The following is a 19,113-nucleotide window of genomic DNA, read 5'->3' as shown; positions in this document are numbered from 1 at the left end:
CTCCTTATTTCGACGAGGGCTTCGTCGCCCGCACCGACTGGATCGCGCTGACGATGTTCTGATACGCGCCGCAGCGGCAGAGGTTGCCGCTCATCGCTTCGCGCACGTCGTCGTCGCTCGGGCCGATGGGTTCGTCGAGCAGCGCGACCGCCGACATCAACTGGCCGGCCGTGCAGTAACCGCACTGATAGCCGTCGCATTCCACGAACGCGGCCTGCAACGGATGCAGCGCCTCGATTTCACCGATGCCTTCGATCGTCGTGATGGTGTCGCCGTCGCAGGCGGCCGCGAAACACAGGCACGAGTTCACGCGGCGTCCGTTCACATGAACGGTGCATGCGCCGCATTGACCGTGATCGCAGCCTTTTTTCGTGCCGGTCAGATGAAGATGCTCGCGCAATGCATCTAACAAGGTCGTGCGCGGATCGAGCGAAAGCGTGTGGCTGGCGCCGTTGACGGTCATCGTGAACGTGGCGGCTCCATCGGCGGTCTGCGCGGGCGCCTTTGCGCGCCGCGTCTTGTTGGGCGTATCGGCGTGCGTGGTTTTGGATTGGGGGGTATGACGTTGTGGCATCGGGCAATCTCCTGGAATTGCACAGCGAACGGCTGCGCGAATGCGGCAATGAAGCGGCAGAGCGTGAGAGAGGCGAAGATGCGGCGAAGCGTGTCGGGCGCCGATGGCGCGGAGGAAGGGCGGCGAAAAAGGGTCTGCGCAACAGCGCGCAGGACCTTCGGGCGACGACGATGCGGCGAAAGACGACACTCAGCCAGTATAGGCATCCGCCGCGAAACTTTCCCGATCGAAAGCTTGCGCGGGCCATGAGATGCCGAGGGCGCACGAAGCATGCCCGCGGCGATGGAATGCCCTAGTGCGTGAGCGCGCCTCGCGCGAACAGCGAAAGCAGGAACACGCCGACCGTCGTGAACAGGACGAGCGCCACGAGGGTCAGGATCAGGCGGAGAATCATCTGCATCGCGTCGCTCCAAAAAAAATGGCCGCTTGCGCGGCCGGAAGGAGGGTGGGTCGGTCAGACTTCAGCGTAAGCGCGCTTCCTTAAATCAGACTTAAGCGCGCGCAGCTTCCGGAGGATCGTCCATTCTCCTTCCTTTGCGAACGCGATGCAGAAAGCTTACCGCAGCGCTTCGCTGTAACGGTCGCGCAGCGGGAAGATCGTCAGGAGCGCGACCGCGCTGCCGAAGATCACGTAATAGCAGATCGAAAGCGGGTCGCCCGTGGTCATCGTGAGCCATTGCACGATGGCGGGGGCGAAGCCGCCGAAGATCATCACCGCGACGTTGTAGCTGACTGAGATGCCCGTCGAGCGCACGCTCGATGGAAGCAGCTCGGAGATGAACGCCGGATAGCAGCCCTGGAAGATGCCGAGGTAGGTCATCAGCAGCGCCTGGCAGACGATCAGCATCGGAAGGCTCGGATGCGCGGTGAGCACGGCGAAGATCGGATACGCGGTGACGAGCGACAGCGTGAGCGCGGTCGCCATCAGCTTCTTGCGGCCGATGCGATCCGAGAGCCGGCCGAAAATCGGGCAGCAGACGAGATACACGAGCGCGCCGATCGTCGAGCTGATGAGGCCGTCGGTGAGCGCCATGTGCAGCACGCGCGTCGCGTGCGTCGGCAGGTACAGCAGGAAAATGTACGTGCCGATGGTGCCGAACACCGTGAGCCCGAAGCCCGCGAGCACGGGCATCCAGTGTTTCGTGGCGGTGTCGCGGATCGGGCGCGTCGTCAGTTCGTTTTTCTGTGCCTTTTCGACGAACACCGGCGATTCATCGAGCTTCGAGCGCAGATACAGTCCGACCGGCACGATCAGAAGACCGATCACGAACGGCACGCGCCAGCCCCAGCTGTTCAGATGCTCGGGGCTCAGCGTGCGCGTGAGCACTGCACCGAAGAACGAGCCCGCGAGACTCGCGGCCGCCTGCGCGACCATTTGAAAGCTGCCGAAATAGCCGCGTTTGTCGGCAGGCGCGTATTCGACGAGGAAGGCCGTCGCGCAGCCGACTTCTCCGCCCGCGGAGAAGCCCTGGATCAGGCGGCCAAGCAACATCAGCAAGGGCGCGGCGATGCCGATCGCCGCATACGTCGGCGCGAACGCGATGATCGCGATGCCGACCGCCATCAGCGAGATGGTGAGCGTGAGCGCGGATTTGCGCCCCACGCGGTCCGCGACCGCGCCCAGCACGATGCCGCCGAGCGGCCGCGTCAGAAAGCCGACGCCGAAGGTCGCCCAGGTCGCGAGCAGCGAAATGGTGGGATTCGTGGCGGGAAAGTACAGCTTGGCGATGATGACGGCGAAGAAGCCGTAGACCATGAAGTCGAACCATTCGAGCGCATTGCCGATGGTCGATACGACGATGGCTCGCCGGCCGGACAGGTTGAGTGCGGCGCTCGCTTCGGCCGCGTGGGCTGCAGGTAGTACGGTGCTCATCGAATGCACTCCGTGCGTGGGGCGATTGATCAGGGGCGACGACATCCGCTCTTTTGTTGTCTCGATCCGCAATGACGGGCGAGCCGCTGCAACACGCAAACATTACGCCGAGTTGAAATAAGAAAATATAGAATTTCTGAACTGACACTCAAGGAAACCTGATCGGATGATCGGGTTTGTCCCCAAGGCACGATGAGCAACATTCGTTTTCTGCGCACCTTCATCGCCGTCGCGCGCTACGGCTCGTTTGCCGCCGCCGCCGAGAAAGTCGCGCTCACGCAGGCCGCGGTGAGCATGCAGATGCAATCGCTCGAAGACGATCTGAAGCGGCCGCTCTTCGATCGCGTAGGCCGCACCAACCGGCTGACGAGCATCGGCAAACAGGTGTTGCCGCAGGCGGAGCGCATCGTGGCGCTGTACGACAGCATGCGTCTCACCGGGCTCGACGACGAGATCGCCGGATCGGTCTCCATCGGCGCGGTCGATTCGGCGATGGGCGCGCTCGCGTCCGTCGTCACCGAACTGAAAGGTCAGTATCCCCGGCTCGATGTGCGGCTCTTCACCGGCAAGGCGCTCGCGCTCGCGCCGCAGGTCGAGGCGGGCGAAATCGACGCGGCGGTGATCGTCGAGATGGCGGGCAAGACGCCGGCGAGCCTCAACTGGACGCCGCTCTATTCGGAGCCGCTCGTCGCGATCGGCTCGCCGGGAGGCGCGGCCGCGAGCGCCGCCGAGATGCTCGCGAGCCGACCGTTTCTGCGTTTCGACCGCGCGCAGCGTACTGGCGCGCTGATCGAGCGCGCGTTGAAGCACAACCGACTTGCGGTGAACGAATTCCTCGAACTGAATTCGCTGGAAGTGATCGTCGAGCTCGTGCGGCAGGACGCGGGCGTTTCCGTCGTGCCGCTGCTCGAATACGGCTCGTGGGCGAGCGACCCCGCATTGCACGTAATTCCGCTCGCGAAGAACACGCCGCGCCGCGTCGTCGGCATGCTGGAGCGCAAGATCCACGATCGCCACGCGGTGATGAGCATCGTGCAGGAACGCATCCGCACGCGTTCGCATGGCGCGGTCGGCACGGAGCAAAGCTAAAGCTTTCCTTAAGTCGCGGACAAGAAATATCAGCTTTCGCTGTGAATTCCGGCCGTCGACAATGCTTCGGGCGAGGCAATGCAGCCCGCTCACTTCATCGAACAAGAGGAAAGCATGTCGATCATTCCCGAGATCGCACGGTCGCGCGACGAGATTCAGGCCATTCGCCGCGATATCCACGCGCATCCCGAACTCTGCTACGAAGAAGCGCGCACCGCCGAACTGGTCGCGCAAAAGCTCGAAAGCTGGGATATCGAAGTGACGCGCGGGCTCGGCAAGACGGGCGTCGTCGGCGTGTTGAAGAAAGGTACGGGCAAGCGCGCGATCGGCCTGCGCGCCGACATGGACGCGCTGCCCATTCCCGAGCTGAATACCTTCGCGCACGCATCGCGCCACGAGAACAAGATGCATGCATGCGGTCACGACGGACACACTGCAATGCTGCTCGGCGCCGCGCAATATCTCGCGAAACATCGCGACTTCGACGGCACGGTCGTTTTCATCTTTCAGCCCGCCGAAGAAGGCGGCGGCGGCGCGAAAGCGATGATCGAGGACGGCCTGTTCGAGCGCTTTCCGGTCGATGCCGTGTTCGCGCTGCATAACTGGCCGGGCATGCCGGCGGGCGAGTTCGGCGCGCGCGTCGGCGCGACGCAGGCATCGAGCAACGAGTTCGAAATCCGCATCGAAGGCGTCGGCGCGCATGCGGCGATTCCGCACGACGGCGTCGATCCCGTGTTCACCGCGCTGCAGATCGGCACGGGGTTGCAGAGCATCGTGACGCGCAACAAGCGGCCGATCGATGCCGCCGTTCTCTCGATCACGCGCATGCAGGCGGGCCATGCCGTGAATGCGATCCCGACCACCGCGACGCTCGCCGGCACCGTGCGCACGTTTTCCGTCGACGTGCTCGATCTGATCGAGACGCGCATGAAGGAGATCGTCGCGGCGACGGCGGCGGCGTATCGATGCAAGGCCGAGGTCAGTTTCGTACGCAACTATCCGCCGACGGTGAACACGGAAAGCGAAACGCACTTCGCGCTCGGCGTGATGCGCGATGTCGTTGGCGCGGAGAAGGTGAACATGAACATCGATCCGACGATGGGCGCGGAGGACTTCTCGTACATGCTGCTCGCGCGTCCTGGCTGCTATGCGTATATCGGCAACGGATCGGGCGGGCATCGCGATCACGGGCATGGCATCGGGCCGTGCATGCTGCACAACAGCAGTTACGATTTCAATGACGACGTACTCACGCTCGGCTCGACGTATTGGGTGCGGCTCGTCGAGAAGTTTCTCGCGCGCGGCTGAGGAGGCGTCCATGTTTTCATCGACATACCGTGAGGCGCGCCAGCGATTTCTCGATGCGGCCGCCGCGCGGGATCTCGCCGTCGATACGCGCGTGCTCGAAAGCGTCGCCGGTCTGGAAGGCGAGACGCTCGCGACCGATGTCGTGCGCGTCGGTCCCTCAGATGCGAAGCGCCTGCTCGTGCTGACATCCGGAACGCATGGCGTCGAAGGTTTTTGCGGCTCGGGCGCGCAGATCGCGCTGCTGCGCGACGAGGTGTTGCATGCCGCGATGGAGCAACTCGGCGTCGCGATGCTGCTCGTCCATGCGATCAATCCGTACGGCTTTTCGTATCTGAGCCGCACGACGGAAGGCAACGTCGATCTGAATCGCAACAGCGTGGATTTCAGCGGGCCGTTGCCGCAGAACTCCGGCTATGCGGCGCTGCACGACCTGCTGATCCCCGCGGCCTGGCCGCCCGACGAGGCGAATGTCGCGGCGCTTCGCGGGTATATCGAAACGCACGGCCAATGGGCCTATCAGCAAGCCGTGACGACGGGCCAGTACACGCATCCGCAAGGCATGTTCTACGGCGGCGCGCAGACGGCGTGGAGCACGCGCACGATGCGCAGTCTGCTCGCGGAATACGGCGAGACGTGCACGGCGATCGGCTGGATCGATTTTCATACGGGACTCGGGCCGAGCGGCTTCGGCGCGAAGATATGCGTGGGCGATGTAGCGCGCGCGCGGCGCTGGTGGGGCGCGGACGTGACGAGTCCTTCGGACGGCACGTCGATCGCGGCGGATGTCGCCGGGCCTTTGCTCGATACGCTGCGGCAGACGTGCGCGCATGCCGCGATTGCATCGATCGCGATCGAGTACGGCACCGTGCCGCTCACCGACATGCTCGACATGCTGCGCGCGGACGTGTGGGTGCGTCATCATCCGGACGCGCCCGATGCGCTGAAGGCCGGCATTCGCAGGCAGATTCGCGCGGCGTTCTACATCGACGACGATATCTGGCGCGGCATGATCGTCGGTCAGGCGCGCGCCGCCGTGTTGCAGGCGCTCTACGGCCTGTCGCGCGAAGAGGGCGCCTAGTGCAATTCGAGCCACATCGGCTGATGATCCGATGACCGGCTCGACCGATCCGCTTCGCACCCGGCGATGTGCGGCTTCAGGTCTTCGGTGACGAAGATGAAGTCGCACGCGAACGGACCATCGGGCCACTGATCGTGATCGTACAGGTATGCATCGGTCGTTGGATCGGTTCGTAATGGCGCGATGACAGTGGCGGCTGCGTCAGCGATTGCGACCTGCACCGCTGACGAAATCATCGTTGAAACCACGCCGGGCGGTCAGACCTATCGCCTTGGCGAGCTTCAACGAGGCAATCGATCTTGCGATGACCGGCGCTGGTGGCATGGACACGGGCGCGCCGGTATCGGGCTTCGCCGCCATCTCCGTCATCTACAACTCAAGGAACGGCGCGACGGCGCTGCTCGGCGTGAACGCGACGGCAAGCAGTGTTCGGTTGCCCGCAAGATTCGCAAGGGTGGTCACATCAGGGAGTCATCGGTGCGAATGATGCGCGATAAAAACCGAACGATTGAGCGCTGCCTGCTGGAGCTCAGGAAGGCCTTTAAACCCCGTCAAATTAGGAACAGGGCTGCACGAACGATCTGATCAAGCCCTATACGCTCTGATTTGTCAACGCGGAACGGCGTTCGCCACGCCTCCGATGCAGGAACGGCCGCTCAACGAGTGCGTAGGAAATCGTGGCGGCAACGATCGAACACATTGTCGCAATGAAGGCCCAGTGCCAGAAATGCGCAATGCTCCATTGCGAGATCGGCTCCAATCGATCCGCCATTCGGATGGAGATCTGCAGGACAGTCAGATGAAGGAGATACAAACTGTAGCTGATCGTTCCGAGCATTACTAATGGTCTGAGCCTCAGTATGCCGGGTTTCATTGCCATAGCCACGGAGAACATTGCGCTTACGATTACCCATTGAATCAAGACAACGAAAAGATCGGCGAACGGGCTAACGCCTGCGACCGCAGAAAGGGCGGTTGCGATTACTTCTTTCGGGAACATGATGTAGCCCAACGCAAGAATGCAGAATGCGAGAGAGCCCAACAACGGACGGGATTGGGAGCGAAAACGAATCTCTGCGGTGACGGCTCCCGACAAGAAGAAAAGTAGCAAATACCATTTGACGTCGTAGGCGATTATCAGCACTGCGAGAACGAACAGCCCTACAGCCGTCGTCCATCGCCTCGTTCTCAAGCCAGCAAGCAATGGCAGTAACACATAGAAGCCCCATTCGTACGGGAGCGTCCAGGTAATCGTATTGAACATCGTGGTATCGCTTCCGTTGAAGCGACGCTGCTGCACGATGCCAAGCGCCAACTGTGCGAATATATCGTGAGCGAGCCCGAGCGCGGTTGTGTGCATCTTGAATCCGTCGATTACACTCAGTGTGAGCATCATCGACACTGCGAAGAGCAAGTAAGCAGGAGCGAGTCGCAGAAATCGATTTCGATAGAATTGTGCCCAGTCGGTGGGTTTTCCAGAAACTACGACCTTCTTCCAGAACAGATAGCCTGTAATGCAGAAGAATAATTGGACACCGAGTGACCCAAGATACCCAGGGACGTAAAATCGCTGGCTCCCTTTAACGAAACCAAAAAGTGCGGGATATGTCGAATCCAAAGACACCGCTGCAAACGGAATGTGATTTAGGACGACGAAGAGCGCCGCAATGCCGCGCATTCCTTCAATCTCAACATCTTTTATTTCGTCTTTCATGTGACGCGAATTTCCACAGATCAAACGATTGAGATAGCAACCCAGCCTCAGAAGGTCGAAATTGTATGAACTCGGGCTTGGCACTTTGGACAGGCGCCTTGTCGTATCGAAGGTTACGGTACATTGGTGCGCGATTTTACCTGAGACGCGCGCCGTCTTTCCTGGACAGGCCCAATTGGTGTAGTGATACGACCGTCGAACGAATCTCCAGCCGCCTTCGGGCGGCTTTTCCATGCCCACGCGGTTCAACGGAGGAAACACCAGATGTCGGAGTTCTGGACCAAGGGCTTCAAGTCGATTGTGTCGGCTCTCGGGAGCGTGGGCACCTTCTGGGCGGTAGCGTTGAGAGCTGACGCTCTCTTCACTCGGCAGCAAGCCGCATGCTGGGTCCGATCATCCCGGCTTATTGCAAAAAATCTGAAATTAAGTATTTCTTACCGTCCCCGGCGAAGACAGCGATACAATCTGCGCCGGTGAAACAAACGTCGTCCGCAACATGAAAGCAAGCATCCGCCTCTCCCTCGCCGCGCTCCTCCTGGTCTCGGGCAGCATCGCCTGTCAGGCGCAACAAGTCCAACCCGCGCAGCAAAAGATTCAACCGGTTGCGCAATCGCTCACGAAAGAGCAGCAGGCCGCGCTCGACAAGCAGGATCAGGATATCGCGCAGGTGGCATCGAGCATCATCAAAATGATCGATCAGAACAAGGCGGCCGAAGTGTGGGACGCGGCGTCGCCGATCGCGAAACAGATCATTTCGCGCGAAGACTTCACGAAGAAGGTCGCCCACGACCGTTCGCCGCTCGGCACGCCGGGCGTGCGCATGCCGATGGGCGTGAAGCACTATCGCTACGACGGCAGCGGCAACATGCCCGCCGGCGCGTATATCAACGTCGTCTTCGATACCCAGTTCAGTCAGGCCGCCCAGTCGTCGCGCGAGATGGTGACATTCATCCTCGACTCGGACAACATGTGGCGTTTCGTCGGGTACTCGGTGCACTGAATCCGCGTCACATGTTCGTCCAGGACGCGCACCATCCCTTGCCGGCTACGAGTTTGTCGTTGAACAGCGTGCAGCCGCTCCACGCGTCGCTCTCCTTGCCCTGATACAGCGAGCAGTTGGCGCATGTCTGCCCGGCCGCGAAGTTCGGATATTTCGCTTTGTCGACCTTCGCGGCATCCTCCTTGTAGCCGACGGCGACCGCCGCCGGGTCGGTTTCGCTCAAGTGCGGCACATCGGCGCGGGCTCGCGTGAGCCACAACGCGGAGCCGATGCCGATGCTGACAAACATGAAGCTGCGACGGGACGTGTTCATTGTCGTGGGCCGGTTTTTTTGTCTGTGGGGAATGTCGTCGTGCGCGCTCGGGCGCTAATCGAACGATACGCCTGCGCACGCCGCCGCGCCCGAATGGCGAGACTCGTCCGGCATACGTTTGCGCATCGAACGAGCGTTCGCCGCACGAAAAGCGCCGTTTTTCGCTTCCTCCTTCAACGTGGCCTCAACGTCGTTCATTCCTTCTCGCTAAACCTTTGCGCGCGCGTGCCGTAAATCAGGCCAGAAGAGTTTGCAATTGCGTGAATCACCCCCGCGGCGCCCCGGCCGCGGATCAATTCGAAGGAGAAGAACCGTGAGTGAAATCGATTGGATGATGGCGGGCGTGTATCTGGCCGCGCTCGTGTGCGGCACGCTGTTCATGAGCGTGCTCGCGCGTCGCAGCTTGAACCGGGTGGAGGATCGCGGGCACTGAGCGGGTCGAAAGCGTCGTCTCATCGAAGTCCCGTTGCCTGCCGGGTATCAAACTGGAGTTTTCGATTTGCGAGCAACGGGGAAATGCATCGATCACGGCACCGGCGCGGATCATGCGAATCATTCATCGGCAAAAGCAACGCGCGCCGTGAGCCGATCGATGCATCGGCCCGCCGGCGCGCGGAAGCACCCTTCAGCGAACTACTGAAACAGCTTGATCGCCTGCGTGAGCGTGTTCGTCACGCCCCATGCGAGCGGAATCAGCACATACGCCCAGAACAGCAGGAGCAGTCCTTTATTCGACGGGTGCATTGCCTGAGTATCGATGCGGTCGTTCATCGCGAATCTCCTCGTTGACGCTTAGCTTGCGGTCTGTACCGACGTGTTCATGTGATGCTTCTCATGCACGCGCGAGACGAGCAGATTGCAAACGAAGCCGATCACGAGCAGCGCCGCCATGATTTGCAGCGTCATCGTGTAGGCCGCCGCGCCGACGACGCCGTGCGACACCTGAAAAGCGCGCACGTAGTTGACCAGCACCGGACCCGCGACGCCCGCCGCCGCCCACGCGGTCAGGAGCCGCCCGTGAATGCCGCCGACGAACGCCGTGCCGAACATGTCGGCGAGATACGCGGGAATCGTCGCGAAGCCGCCGCCGTACATCGACAGGATGATGCCGTAGGCCAGCACGAAGAGCGCGATATTGCCGGCGCTCGCGAATTGCGGCACGAGGAAATACAGCACGGCGCCCAGCGTGAAGAACACGAAGTAGGTGTTCTTGCGGCCGATCCAGTCCGACGCCGATGCCCACACGAAACGTCCGCCCATGTTGAAGAGCGACAGCAGGCCGACGAAGCCCGCGGCCGCGCCTGCCGTGATCGACGCCTTGAAGCTTTCCTGGATCATCACCGATGCCTGGCCGAGCACGCCGATGCCCGCCGTCACGTTCAGAAACAGCACGAGCCACAGCAGATAGAACTGCGGCGTCTTCAACGCCTGGTCGATATGCACGTGGTTCTTCGTGATCATCTTCTTCGCGGTCGCGGGCGGCGTCCAGCCAGCCGGCTTCCAGTCCGCCGGCGGGATGCGGATCGCGAGCGCGCCGATCGTCATCGAGATGAAGTAGAGCACGCCGAGCACGAGAAACGTTTCGGCGACGCCGGCGCTCGTCGCGCTCTTGAAGTGGTTCATCAGCGCGACGGAGCCGGGCGCGGCGATCATCGCGCCGCCGCCGAAGCCCATGATCGCCATGCCGGTCGCCATGCCGCGACGGTCCGGGAACCAGCGGATCAGCGTCGATACCGGCGACACATAGCCGAGCCCGAGCCCGATGCCGCCGATCACGCCATAGCCGAGATACAGCAGCCAGATCTGATGCACGTAGACGCCGAGCGCCGAGACCAGAAAGCCGCCGCCGAAGCAGCAGGCCGCGGTGAACATCGTGCGGCGCGGGCCGACCTTTTCCAGCCACTTGCCCGCGAACGCGGCGGACAAGCCCAGAAACACGATAGCGAGCGAGAAGATCCAGCCGAGCGTCGTCAGCGACCAGTCATCGGGCGCGGACTTCGTGATGCCGATGATCTTCGTCAGCGGCGCATTGAACACCGAGAACGCATACGCTTGCCCGATGCACAAGTGAACAGCCAGCGCGGCGGGCGGCACCATCCAGCGCGAGAAACCGGGCCGGGCGATGGTCGCTTCTTTCGAGAAAAAACTTGTCGGGCCGTGCACGGCCCCTTGATTGATTGTGCTGTTCATTCTGGTCTCTGTGGCGCGTCATGCATGCGCGTGCGCGCTCATCGTTTGCTCTTGACATGCCGTACGGGGTCGCCGCACAGCAGCCCGCCGTGGTCATGCGCGCGCGCGACACGGTACGCATCGGGCGCTTGCAAGGCCATTTCGCGCCGCCCAAACATGCGTTGAAACGACATATAGGTGCGACGCTGTGCCACGGCTGGCATGACCATAGACAACTGCACAAGCCTTTGCAATATGAACACTCGTGCCATAAGCGTTTGCCCGCAGCGCTGGCGCGTCTCGCGCGGCAATCCTCGCGCATCCCGGGCACCGTGACGGAATGCGATCGTCGCTGTATCGCATCGCTACAGAGCGGGGCAGGTGTTCTGAATGTGAACAGTGCGCATAGCCCTCGTATAAACCCTGACGATGTCCCGCGAAACCGCGTGACGATGCGGCTTGCGCGCCCGTCGCACTCGCGCTCGCGCGATGGCATGGAACTCGCAGACAAGAGCGACCGGCGCCGGACATCGGCAGTGCCGGCCCGTTCACGTCGACATGCGAGGAGCACATAGAAATGAATCACGCAGAGATGCAGTTCCTGAGCACCGAATTCCCCTACAAAAAGCAGTACGGCAACTTCATCGGCGGCAAGTGGGTGCAGCCCGCGGGCGGCGAGTATTTCGACAACATTTCGCCGATCACCGGCGAGCCCTTCACATCGATTCCGCGCTCGCGCGAAGCCGATATCGAAGCCGCGCTCGATGCGGCGCACGCGGCGAAGACATCGTGGGGCAGGACCTCCGTCACCGATCGCGCGAATCTGCTGCTGAAGCTCGCCGATCGCATGGAGCAGAACCTGCCGCGCCTCGCGCTGGCCGAGTCGATCGACAACGGCAAGCCGCTGCGCGAGACGATGGCCGCGGACATTCCGCTCGCGATCGATCACTTCCGCTACTTCGCGAGCGCGGCGCGTTCGCAGGAAGGCGGCATCTCGGAGATCGATCACGATACGGTCGCGTATCACTTCCATGAGCCGCTCGGCGTGGTCGGGCAAATCATTCCGTGGAATTTCCCGATCCTGATGGCCGTGTGGAAGCTCGCGCCCGCGCTCGCGGCCGGCAACTGCGTCGTGCTGAAGCCGGCCGAGCAGACGCCCGCGTCGATCCTCGTGCTGCTCGAGGTGATCGAAGATCTGCTGCCGCCCGGCGTCCTCAACGTCGTGAACGGCTTCGGTCTCGAAGCGGGCAAACCGCTCGCGTCGAACAAGCGCATCGCGAAGATCGCCTTCACGGGCGAGACCACGACCGGGCGGCTCATCATGCAGTACGCGAGCCAGAACCTGATTCCGGTCACGCTGGAACTGGGCGGCAAGAGCCCGAATATCTTCTTCGAAGATGTGCTCAATGCCGACGACAGCTTCTTCGACAAGGCGCTCGAAGGCTTCACGATGTTCGCGCTGAATCAGGGCGAAGTATGCACGTGCCCGTCGCGCGCGCTGGTGCAGGAGTCGATCTACGAGCGCTTCATGGAGCGTGCGTTGAAGCGCGTCGCGGCGATCGCGCAGGGCCATCCGCTCGACACGAAGACGATGATCGGCGCGCAGGCTTCGCAGGAGCAACTGGAGAAGATTCTGTCGTATATCGATCTCGGCAAGCAGGAAGGCGCCGAGTGCCTCTCCGGCGGCGAGCGCAATACGTTCGACGGCGAGCTGAAGAACGGCTACTACATCAAGCCGACGGTCTTCAAAGGCCACAACAAGATGCGCATCTTCCAGGAGGAAATCTTCGGGCCGGTGCTCTCGGTGACGACGTTCAAGACGGAGGAAGAGGCGCTCGAAATCGCGAACGATACGCTCTACGGTCTCGGCGCGGGCGTGTGGACGCGCGACGGCACGCGGGCCTATCGCTTCGGCCGCGCGATTCAGGCGGGACGCGTCTGGACCAACTGCTATCACGCTTATCCAGCGCACGCGGCGTTCGGAGGTTACAAGCAATCGGGGATCGGCCGCGAGAATCACAAGATGATGCTCGACCACTATCAGCAGACGAAGAACATGCTCGTCAGCTATAGCGACAAGCCGCTCGGCTTCTTCTAAAGCGCGTGGGGCCGCCGCCGGTTTCGGCGGCGGCCGGATCGAACAACGGGGACATCATGAGCGAACACGAAGTGCAGCGCGTGACCGCGACGCCCGCCGCCATCGACCTGATCGAGAAGCTCAAGGCCGAGCACGGCGAGGTGCTGTTCCATCAATCCGGCGGATGCTGCGACGGCAGCGCGCCGATGTGCTTTCCGGTCGACGAATTCCTGGTCGGCGGTTCGGACGTCAAGCTCGGCGCGATCGGCGGCGTGCCGTTCTACATGACCGAATCGCAGTACGAGTATTGGCAGCATACGCAGCTCATCATCGATGCGGTGCCGGGCAACGGCGGCATGTTCTCGCTGGAGCGCCCGAGCGGACTGCGCTTTCTCACGCGTTCGCGCTTATACAGCGACGAAGAGAACGCGTGGCTCGAGAAGCATCCGGTCGAGCACGTGAGCTGAAGCGTTCAATCCCAGCGCGGCGGACGCTTTTCGATGAAGGCTTGCGTGCCTTCGAGCGTTGCGTCGTCCATCATGTTGCAGGCCATCGTTTCCGATGCGAGCGCGTATGCAGCTTCGATGCCGGTCTCGAGTTGCCGATAGAACAAACCCTTGCCCGCCGCGACCGCTTCGCGCGGTTTGGCGGCGATGGTCGCGGCCAGTGTGCGCACGGTATCGTCGAGTTCGCCCGGCGACGCGACGCGATTCACGAGCCCGCGTTCGCGCGCCGTCGCCGCATCGATGAACTCGCCGGTGACGAGCATCTCGAACGCGGCCTTGCGCGATACGTTGCGCGTCAACGGCACGCTTGGGGTCGCGCAGAAGAGCCCGAGATTCACGCCCGACACCGCGAAACGCGCTTCGCTCGATGCCACCGCGAGATCGCACATCGCGACGAGCTGACATCCCGCCGCGGTCGCGATGCCCTGCACCCGCGCGATGACCGGCTGCGGCATGCGCTGGATCGTCAGCATCATGCGCGAGCAGCGCGCGAAAAGCGCCCGGTAGTATTCGACCGCAGGTTGCGCCCGCATCTCTTTCAGGTCATGGCCCGCGCAGAACGCGCGGCCTTCACCGCCGAGCACGACCACGCGCGCATCCGATTCGGCGATGTCGTTCAACGCGCGTTCGAGCGCTTCGAGCATTGCTTCCGATAGCGCATTGAACGCGTCGGGACGGTTTAGGGTGAGCCTGACGACACCCCTGGTTTCATACGCATCGCGTTCGATCAGAACGAGTTCGCTCATTGTCGTGTGCTCCATCAGACGTCGATCGCGGCGACGGACCCCGCGCGCTTGCGCAGCTCGAACTTCTGGATCTTGCCGGTCGATGTCTTCGGCAATTCGCAGAACTCGATCGCGCGCGGCACCTTGAAGCCGGCAAGATGCTTCTTGCAATGCGCGACCAACTCCTCGGCGCTCGCCTGCGCGCCATTCTTCAATTCGACGAACGCGCAAGGCGTCTCGCCCCAACGCGCATCCGGCTTCGCCACGACGGCGACGGCGAGCACCGCCGGATGCCTGTACAGCACGTCCTCGACTTCGATGCTCGATATGTTCTCGCCGCCGGAAATGATGATGTCCTTGCTGCGATCCTTGATGCGCACATAGCCATCCGGGTAGGCGACGGCCAGATCGCCGGTATGGAACCAGCCGCCGCGAAACGCTTCTTCCGTCGCGGCTGCATTCTTCAGATAGCCCTTCATCGCGATGTTGCCGCGGAACATGATCTCGCCGATGGTCTCGCCATCGGAAGGGACGAGCTCCATCGAGATCGGATCGCGCACGGTGACCGCATCCTGCAAGTGATAGCGCACGCCCTGCCGCGCATTGAGCCGCGCGCGTTCGCCGATATCGAGCGCGCTCCATTCGGCCTGCTGCGGACAGACGGTGGCTGGCCCGTAGACTTCCGTGAGCCCGTACACGTGCGTCAGTTCGAAACCCATGCGCTCCATGCCTTCGATCATCGCGGCGGGGGGCGCGGCGCCCGCGACCATCGCGTGGACTTTCTGTTCGATGCCGGCCTTCATTTCGTCGGGTGCGTTGACGAGCAGATTCTGCACGATCGGCGCGCCGCAATAATGCGTGACACCTTCACGGCGAATCAGATCGAAAATGGTCTTCGCGTCGACGCGGCGCAAGCACACGTTCACGCCCGCGCGCGCGGCGACGGTCCACGGAAAGCACCAGCCGTTGCAATGGAACATGGGCAGCGTCCACAAGTACACGGCGTGCTTGGGCATGTCCCATTCGAGGATATTGCTCACCGCATTCGTGTACGCGCCGCGATGGTGATAGACGACGCCTTTCGGATTGCCCGTGGTGCCCGACGTGTAGTTCAGACAGATCGCGTTCCATTCGTCCGACGGCGGCGACCATTCGTATGCGGGATCGCCGCTCGCAAGCAGCGCCTCGTATTCGATTTCGCCGATACGCTCGCCCGCGCCCGCATACTGCGTGTCGTCGACATCGATGACGAGCACATCCTGCGGCACGTCCTTCAACGCCTTGCGAATCACGTCCGAGAATTCGCGATCGACGAGCACGGCCTTCGCTTCGCCATGGGTGAGCATGAACGCGAGCGTGGCTGCGTCGAGCCGCGTGTTGAGCGTGTTGAGCACGGCGCCCGTCATCGGCACGCCGAAGTGCGCTTCGACCATCTCGGGCGTGTTCGGCAGCATGGCGGCGACGGTATCGTTCACGCCGATGCCGCGTACCGCGAGCGCCGACGCGAGCCGCCGCGTGCGCGCATAAGTTTCGGCCCAGTTGCGCCGCACGTCGCCGTGCACGATGGCGGCGCGCGTCGGATAAACGGATGCCGCGCGCTCGATGAACATGAGCGGCGTCAATGCCGCGAAGTTGGCGGCCGTCTTGGGAAGGCCATCGTCGTACATGCTGGCTGTCATGGTGGTCGTCTCTCCTGTCGATTTGTGCATTCTTCTGTGCTTCTCCTGTTCTTATATTATGCGCGCGACTTACGTGAGCCTGACACAGTCGTCCACGAGACCTCATGCGATGGTTGCAGCGCCACTCATCTCGTAATCAGCCGACACATCTTCATGCGGTGAGCGGGTCAATTCCGTTTGCGCAGGCGCGTTATTCACCGCAGTGCCCTTCATTGCGATGCGTGTCGACATCGCGTGGACGGGTACGTCGAACTCATAGAGTTCGATTCGAGCAATTCAAATAGTTAGGAAATCGAAGTGAAACGAATCATTGCTGGCATCGCTTTTTCAAGCGTCGCGCTCACGGCTATCACCGCCATGGCGCAACCCATGAATCATTTTTCCGGCTTCGAGGCCGAGCAGCACATGATCGATGACACGATCAGTCGCGTCGAAGCGCAGCGCGTCGATGGCCGTGGCCAGTTCGACGGTCACGCGGAGAAAGCCGAAGCGTTGCTCCGTCAGGCGAAGGCCGAGCTGACGGCGGCGACCCAGTATCGCCTGCATCACTGAGTCCGGCGCCTCATGTCGGGCCGATTCCTGGCACCGGGCATGAGGCGCGACGAGGCGTCAGGCGAGGTCGTCGAGTTTCACCTCGAAGCCGCGCTTGACGGCCGGACGCGCGAACAACGCTTCATACCAGCGTTTGACATTGGGGTAGTCATCGAGCGAAACCTGATGGCGCTCATGCCGCCATGCCCAGCCGAGAATCGCGAAATCGGCGATGGACAAATCTCCCGCGACGAATTCCACTTGCGCGAGACGCTTGTCGAGCACGCCGTATAGGCGGCGCGTTTCATCGGAATAGCGCTTAAGGCCATAGCGCCGGTCGGTTTCCGCTTCGACCATGCGGAAGTGATGCACCTGTCCCGGCATCGGGCCGAAGCCACCCATCTGCCACATCAGCCATTCGAGCACCGGCACGCGATCGCGCAGGCTCGCGGGTAGAAATTGGCCGGTCTTCTCGCCGAGATAAAGCAGGATCGCACCGGATTCGAACACGCTGATCGGCTGGCCGTCCGGTCCGTCCGGATCGACGATCGCCGGAATTCGATTGTTCGGGCTGATGCGCAGAAAGTCGGGCGCGTGCTGTTCGCCCTTCGTGATGTTCACCGTCGTCACGGCATAAGGCAGTTGCATTTCCTCCAGCGCGACGCTGATCTTGCGTCCGTTGGGCGTGTTCCACGCGTGCAGTTCGATAGTCATGGCGATGCGTCCCGGATCAGGTCAGCGCAGGCGCGACATGACGCGCGAAGCCCGGGCGCTGCGTGATGCCCGCGTACCAGCGTTCGAGTTCGGGAAGCGCGGGCCGAGTTAGCTCCGCGATGCCGAACCAGCGACGCGCATAAGCGGCGATGACGAGATCGGCGAGGGTGAACGTGTCGCCTTCGAGATAGCCGCGGCCTGTCAGGCGCTTGTCGATCACGCGCCAGAGCTTCTCCACTTCGCTCGCGGCGGCGGCGAGCTGCTTCACGTCGCGATCGGCGGCGCTGGTGCGGATATAGCCCCAGAAGACCGGACGCTCGGCGGGTTGCAGCGTGGAGAGCGACCAGTCGAGCCAGCGGTCCGCGCTCGCGCGCACCTTCGGCTCGGCGGGGTAGAGCGTGCCGCCCGCGCCGTATTGCATCGCCAGATAGCGGAGGATCGAGTTCGACTCCCACAGCACGAAATCGCCGTCGTCCAGCGTGGGCACGCGGCCCATCGGATTCATCGCGAGATAGTCGGGCTCGTCGTTGCGCCCGAATTGCAGGCCCGCGTCGATACGGTCGTACGCGAGCCCCAGTTCCTCGCAGCACCACAGCACTTTCTGCACATTGACCGAGTTGGCTCTGCCCCAGATCGTCAGCATTCGATGTCTTCCTCCGTACGTGTCGAAGGGTCCATCTTAGCTGTGTTCGCCGGCACGCGGCGCGAGCAGCACCGGCCGCGTTCGAGCGACGCGCCCGCTTCGGACAGAACCGAGTCTAAGGACGCGGCATGGCGCGAACGGGTGACGAAACGCGCAAAGACATCGAGAAACCTCTCACACGCTTTCGAGCCCGACCTGATCGAGTATCCGCACTTCCTTGCCTCGCGCATCGACTACGCCTGCCCGCTGTAGTTTGGAGAACATCCGGCTCACCGTTTCCAGCTTGAGTCCGAGATAACTTCCGATCTCCTCGCGGGTCATCCGCAACACGAACTGCGCGGGTGAATAACCGCGCGCCTTCATGCGCGTCGAAATGTTGAGCAGGAAAGCCGCAACGCGTTGCTCGGCGGTCATCGTGCCGAGCAGCATCATGAGGTTGGACTCGCGCACGATCTCGCTGCACATCATGCGATGCACGTGGTGCTGAATCGCCTTGACCTCGCGGCACAGCAGTTCGAGCAGGCCGAACGGAATGATGCAGACGACACTGTCTTCGAGCGCGATCGCGTCGCATCCGTGGTGGTCGGAACTCACGCCGTCGAATCCGAGCGCGTCGCCTGCCAGATGAAAACCCGTGACCTGTTCGTTCCCGTCGCGGTGCGTGACGACGGTTTTGAAGCAGCCGCTTTGCACGGCATACAAGCTCTGAAACGCATCGCCGGAACGATAGAGCGGCTCGCCGCGCCGGATGATCCGGGTCGCGCAGATGATCGCGTCGAGCCGCTCGCATTCATCCGACGAGAGCCCGCTGGGTATGCAGACACGCTGCATCAGACAGGTCGAGCAGCGCATGTGCTCGCGTGTCGCGGTCGTCCGGGAGACATGCGCGATCGGAAAAGCACGACGCGGCGCCGGCGCATTGGATGGCCGGGCGTAGGAGCCGCCTTCGCTATCAGGGAACATGCTGTGCCTCCGGTAAAAGCTGGATTCGCGCATACGAGCCAGATACCAGGGAAACTCAGCGTCTCGATGCGCGCTGGATGAATCTATCCCTTGAATTATTCGTCACGCCGTCACCGAATAATGTCGGCGATGGCGGAAAGTTCGGTAGGAATTCTGG

Annotated in this window: 19 protein-coding genes and 1 pseudogene; 8 read left to right on the top strand and 12 right to left on the bottom strand. The window is 62.3% G+C overall.

Going from position 1 to position 19,113, the window contains the following annotated elements:
* Nucleotides 1–4: 4 nt before the first annotated feature.
* Nucleotides 5–574 carry a (2Fe-2S)-binding protein gene (locus U4Y90_RS30790; protein ID WP_321800347.1) on the bottom strand — a complete coding sequence of 190 codons (570 nt, stop codon included), beginning with the start codon at nt 572–574 and terminating at the stop codon, nt 5–7.
* 556 nt (nt 575–1,130) lie between these two features.
* Nucleotides 1,131–2,447 (bottom strand): MFS transporter, encoded by a 1,317-nt coding sequence (locus U4Y90_RS30785; protein ID WP_321800346.1) that lies wholly within the window; start codon nt 2,445–2,447, stop codon nt 1,131–1,133.
* Nucleotides 2,448–2,639: 192 nt separating this feature from the next.
* Between U4Y90_RS30785 and U4Y90_RS30780 the strand changes: the two genes are divergently transcribed.
* The 3 genes from U4Y90_RS30780 (at nt 2,640) to U4Y90_RS30770 (ending at nt 5,922) form a co-directional block, all read left to right on the top strand.
* The gene (locus U4Y90_RS30780; protein ID WP_321800345.1) at nt 2,640–3,536 is read left to right on the top strand and encodes a LysR substrate-binding domain-containing protein; all 897 of its coding nucleotides are present in this window, start codon (nt 2,640–2,642) and stop codon (nt 3,534–3,536) included.
* A 114-nt stretch (nt 3,537–3,650) separates the two neighbouring features.
* Nucleotides 3,651–4,844 (top strand): M20 aminoacylase family protein, encoded by a 1,194-nt coding sequence (locus U4Y90_RS30775; RefSeq protein WP_321800344.1) that lies wholly within the window; start codon nt 3,651–3,653, stop codon nt 4,842–4,844.
* Nucleotides 4,845–4,854: 10 nt separating this feature from the next.
* Nucleotides 4,855–5,922 carry a M14 family metallopeptidase gene (locus U4Y90_RS30770; protein WP_321800343.1) on the top strand — a complete coding sequence of 356 codons (1,068 nt, stop codon included), beginning with the start codon at nt 4,855–4,857 and terminating at the stop codon, nt 5,920–5,922.
* Here the strand turns inward: U4Y90_RS30770 and U4Y90_RS30765 are convergent.
* Nucleotides 5,919–6,131: pseudogene (locus tag U4Y90_RS30765) on the bottom strand (endonuclease); the annotation flags it as partial. The gene U4Y90_RS30770 and the pseudogene U4Y90_RS30765 sit on opposite strands and share 4 nt — an antisense overlap.
* Nucleotides 6,132–6,193: 62 nt before the next feature.
* Here U4Y90_RS30765 and U4Y90_RS30760 point away from each other — a divergent pair.
* Nucleotides 6,194–6,409: a hypothetical protein gene (locus tag U4Y90_RS30760; protein ID WP_321800342.1), complete on the top strand. Its 216-nt coding sequence runs from the start codon at nt 6,194–6,196 to the stop codon at nt 6,407–6,409.
* Nucleotides 6,410–6,514: 105 nt separating this feature from the next.
* Here U4Y90_RS30760 and U4Y90_RS30755 read toward each other — a convergent pair whose 3' ends face one another.
* On the bottom strand, nt 6,515–7,636 hold the full coding sequence (locus U4Y90_RS30755) for an acyltransferase (protein ID WP_321800341.1): 1,122 nt from the start codon (nt 7,634–7,636) through the stop codon (nt 6,515–6,517).
* A gap of 496 nt (nt 7,637–8,132) precedes the next feature.
* Between U4Y90_RS30755 and U4Y90_RS30750 the strand changes: the two genes are divergently transcribed.
* A complete protein-coding gene (locus tag U4Y90_RS30750; protein WP_321800339.1) occupies nt 8,133–8,636 on the top strand; it encodes a DUF4019 domain-containing protein in 504 nt (167 codons plus the stop codon).
* A gap of 7 nt (nt 8,637–8,643) precedes the next feature.
* Here the strand turns inward: U4Y90_RS30750 and U4Y90_RS30745 are convergent, their stop codons facing one another.
* From U4Y90_RS30745 to U4Y90_RS30735, 3 genes are all read right to left on the bottom strand, one after another.
* Entirely contained in the window at nt 8,644–8,949 is a 306-nt protein-coding gene (locus tag U4Y90_RS30745) for a high-potential iron-sulfur protein (protein WP_321800337.1), read from the bottom strand.
* 633 nt (nt 8,950–9,582) lie between these two features.
* Nucleotides 9,583–9,720, bottom strand: a complete 138-nt coding sequence (locus U4Y90_RS30740) for an MFS transporter small subunit (protein ID WP_321800336.1) — start codon at nt 9,718–9,720, stop codon at nt 9,583–9,585.
* Nucleotides 9,721–9,741: 21 nt separating this feature from the next.
* Nucleotides 9,742–11,139 (bottom strand): OFA family MFS transporter, encoded by a 1,398-nt coding sequence (locus U4Y90_RS30735; protein WP_321800334.1) that lies wholly within the window; start codon nt 11,137–11,139, stop codon nt 9,742–9,744.
* Between the two features lie 556 nt (nt 11,140–11,695).
* Here U4Y90_RS30735 and adh point away from each other — a divergent pair.
* Nucleotides 11,696–13,216 carry an aldehyde dehydrogenase gene (gene adh, locus U4Y90_RS30730; protein WP_321800332.1) on the top strand — a complete coding sequence of 507 codons (1,521 nt, stop codon included), beginning with the start codon at nt 11,696–11,698 and terminating at the stop codon, nt 13,214–13,216.
* A 56-nt stretch (nt 13,217–13,272) separates the two neighbouring features.
* Entirely contained in the window at nt 13,273–13,662 is a 390-nt protein-coding gene (locus U4Y90_RS30725; protein WP_321800330.1) for a DUF779 domain-containing protein, read from the top strand.
* Between the two features lie 5 nt (nt 13,663–13,667).
* Here the strand turns inward: U4Y90_RS30725 and U4Y90_RS30720 are convergent, their stop codons facing one another.
* Together U4Y90_RS30720 and U4Y90_RS30715 are read right to left on the bottom strand one after the other, a co-directional pair.
* Complete coding sequence (locus U4Y90_RS30720) at nt 13,668–14,447, bottom strand: enoyl-CoA hydratase (RefSeq protein ID WP_321800329.1); 780 nt, start codon at nt 14,445–14,447, stop codon at nt 13,668–13,670.
* A 14-nt stretch (nt 14,448–14,461) separates the two neighbouring features.
* On the bottom strand, nt 14,462–16,105 hold the full coding sequence (locus tag U4Y90_RS30715; RefSeq protein WP_321800328.1) for an acyl-CoA synthetase: 1,644 nt from the start codon (nt 16,103–16,105) through the stop codon (nt 14,462–14,464).
* A gap of 369 nt (nt 16,106–16,474) precedes the next feature.
* Here U4Y90_RS30715 and U4Y90_RS30710 point away from each other — a divergent pair, with 369 nt between their 5' ends.
* On the top strand, nt 16,475–16,657 hold the full coding sequence (locus U4Y90_RS30710; protein WP_321800327.1) for a hypothetical protein: 183 nt from the start codon (nt 16,475–16,477) through the stop codon (nt 16,655–16,657).
* Between the two features lie 57 nt (nt 16,658–16,714).
* Here the strand turns inward: U4Y90_RS30710 and U4Y90_RS30705 are convergent, their stop codons facing one another.
* From U4Y90_RS30705 to fnr, 3 genes are all read right to left on the bottom strand, one after another.
* Complete coding sequence (locus U4Y90_RS30705) at nt 16,715–17,350, bottom strand: glutathione S-transferase family protein (protein ID WP_321800326.1); 636 nt, start codon at nt 17,348–17,350, stop codon at nt 16,715–16,717.
* Between the two features lie 16 nt (nt 17,351–17,366).
* Nucleotides 17,367–17,993 carry a glutathione S-transferase family protein gene (locus U4Y90_RS30700; RefSeq protein ID WP_321800324.1) on the bottom strand — a complete coding sequence of 209 codons (627 nt, stop codon included), beginning with the start codon at nt 17,991–17,993 and terminating at the stop codon, nt 17,367–17,369.
* A 174-nt stretch (nt 17,994–18,167) separates the two neighbouring features.
* Nucleotides 18,168–18,956 (bottom strand): fumarate/nitrate reduction transcriptional regulator Fnr, encoded by a 789-nt coding sequence (gene fnr, locus U4Y90_RS30695; protein ID WP_321800322.1) that lies wholly within the window; start codon nt 18,954–18,956, stop codon nt 18,168–18,170.
* Nucleotides 18,957–19,113: the final 157 nt, after the last annotated feature.

The organism is Caballeronia sp. J97 (genome assembly GCF_905220305.1).
Lineage (GTDB): Bacteria > Pseudomonadota > Gammaproteobacteria > Burkholderiales > Burkholderiaceae > Caballeronia.
The sequence above is the reverse complement of the archived record's forward strand: the minus strand, read 5'-3'. Positions and strand labels throughout refer to the sequence as shown.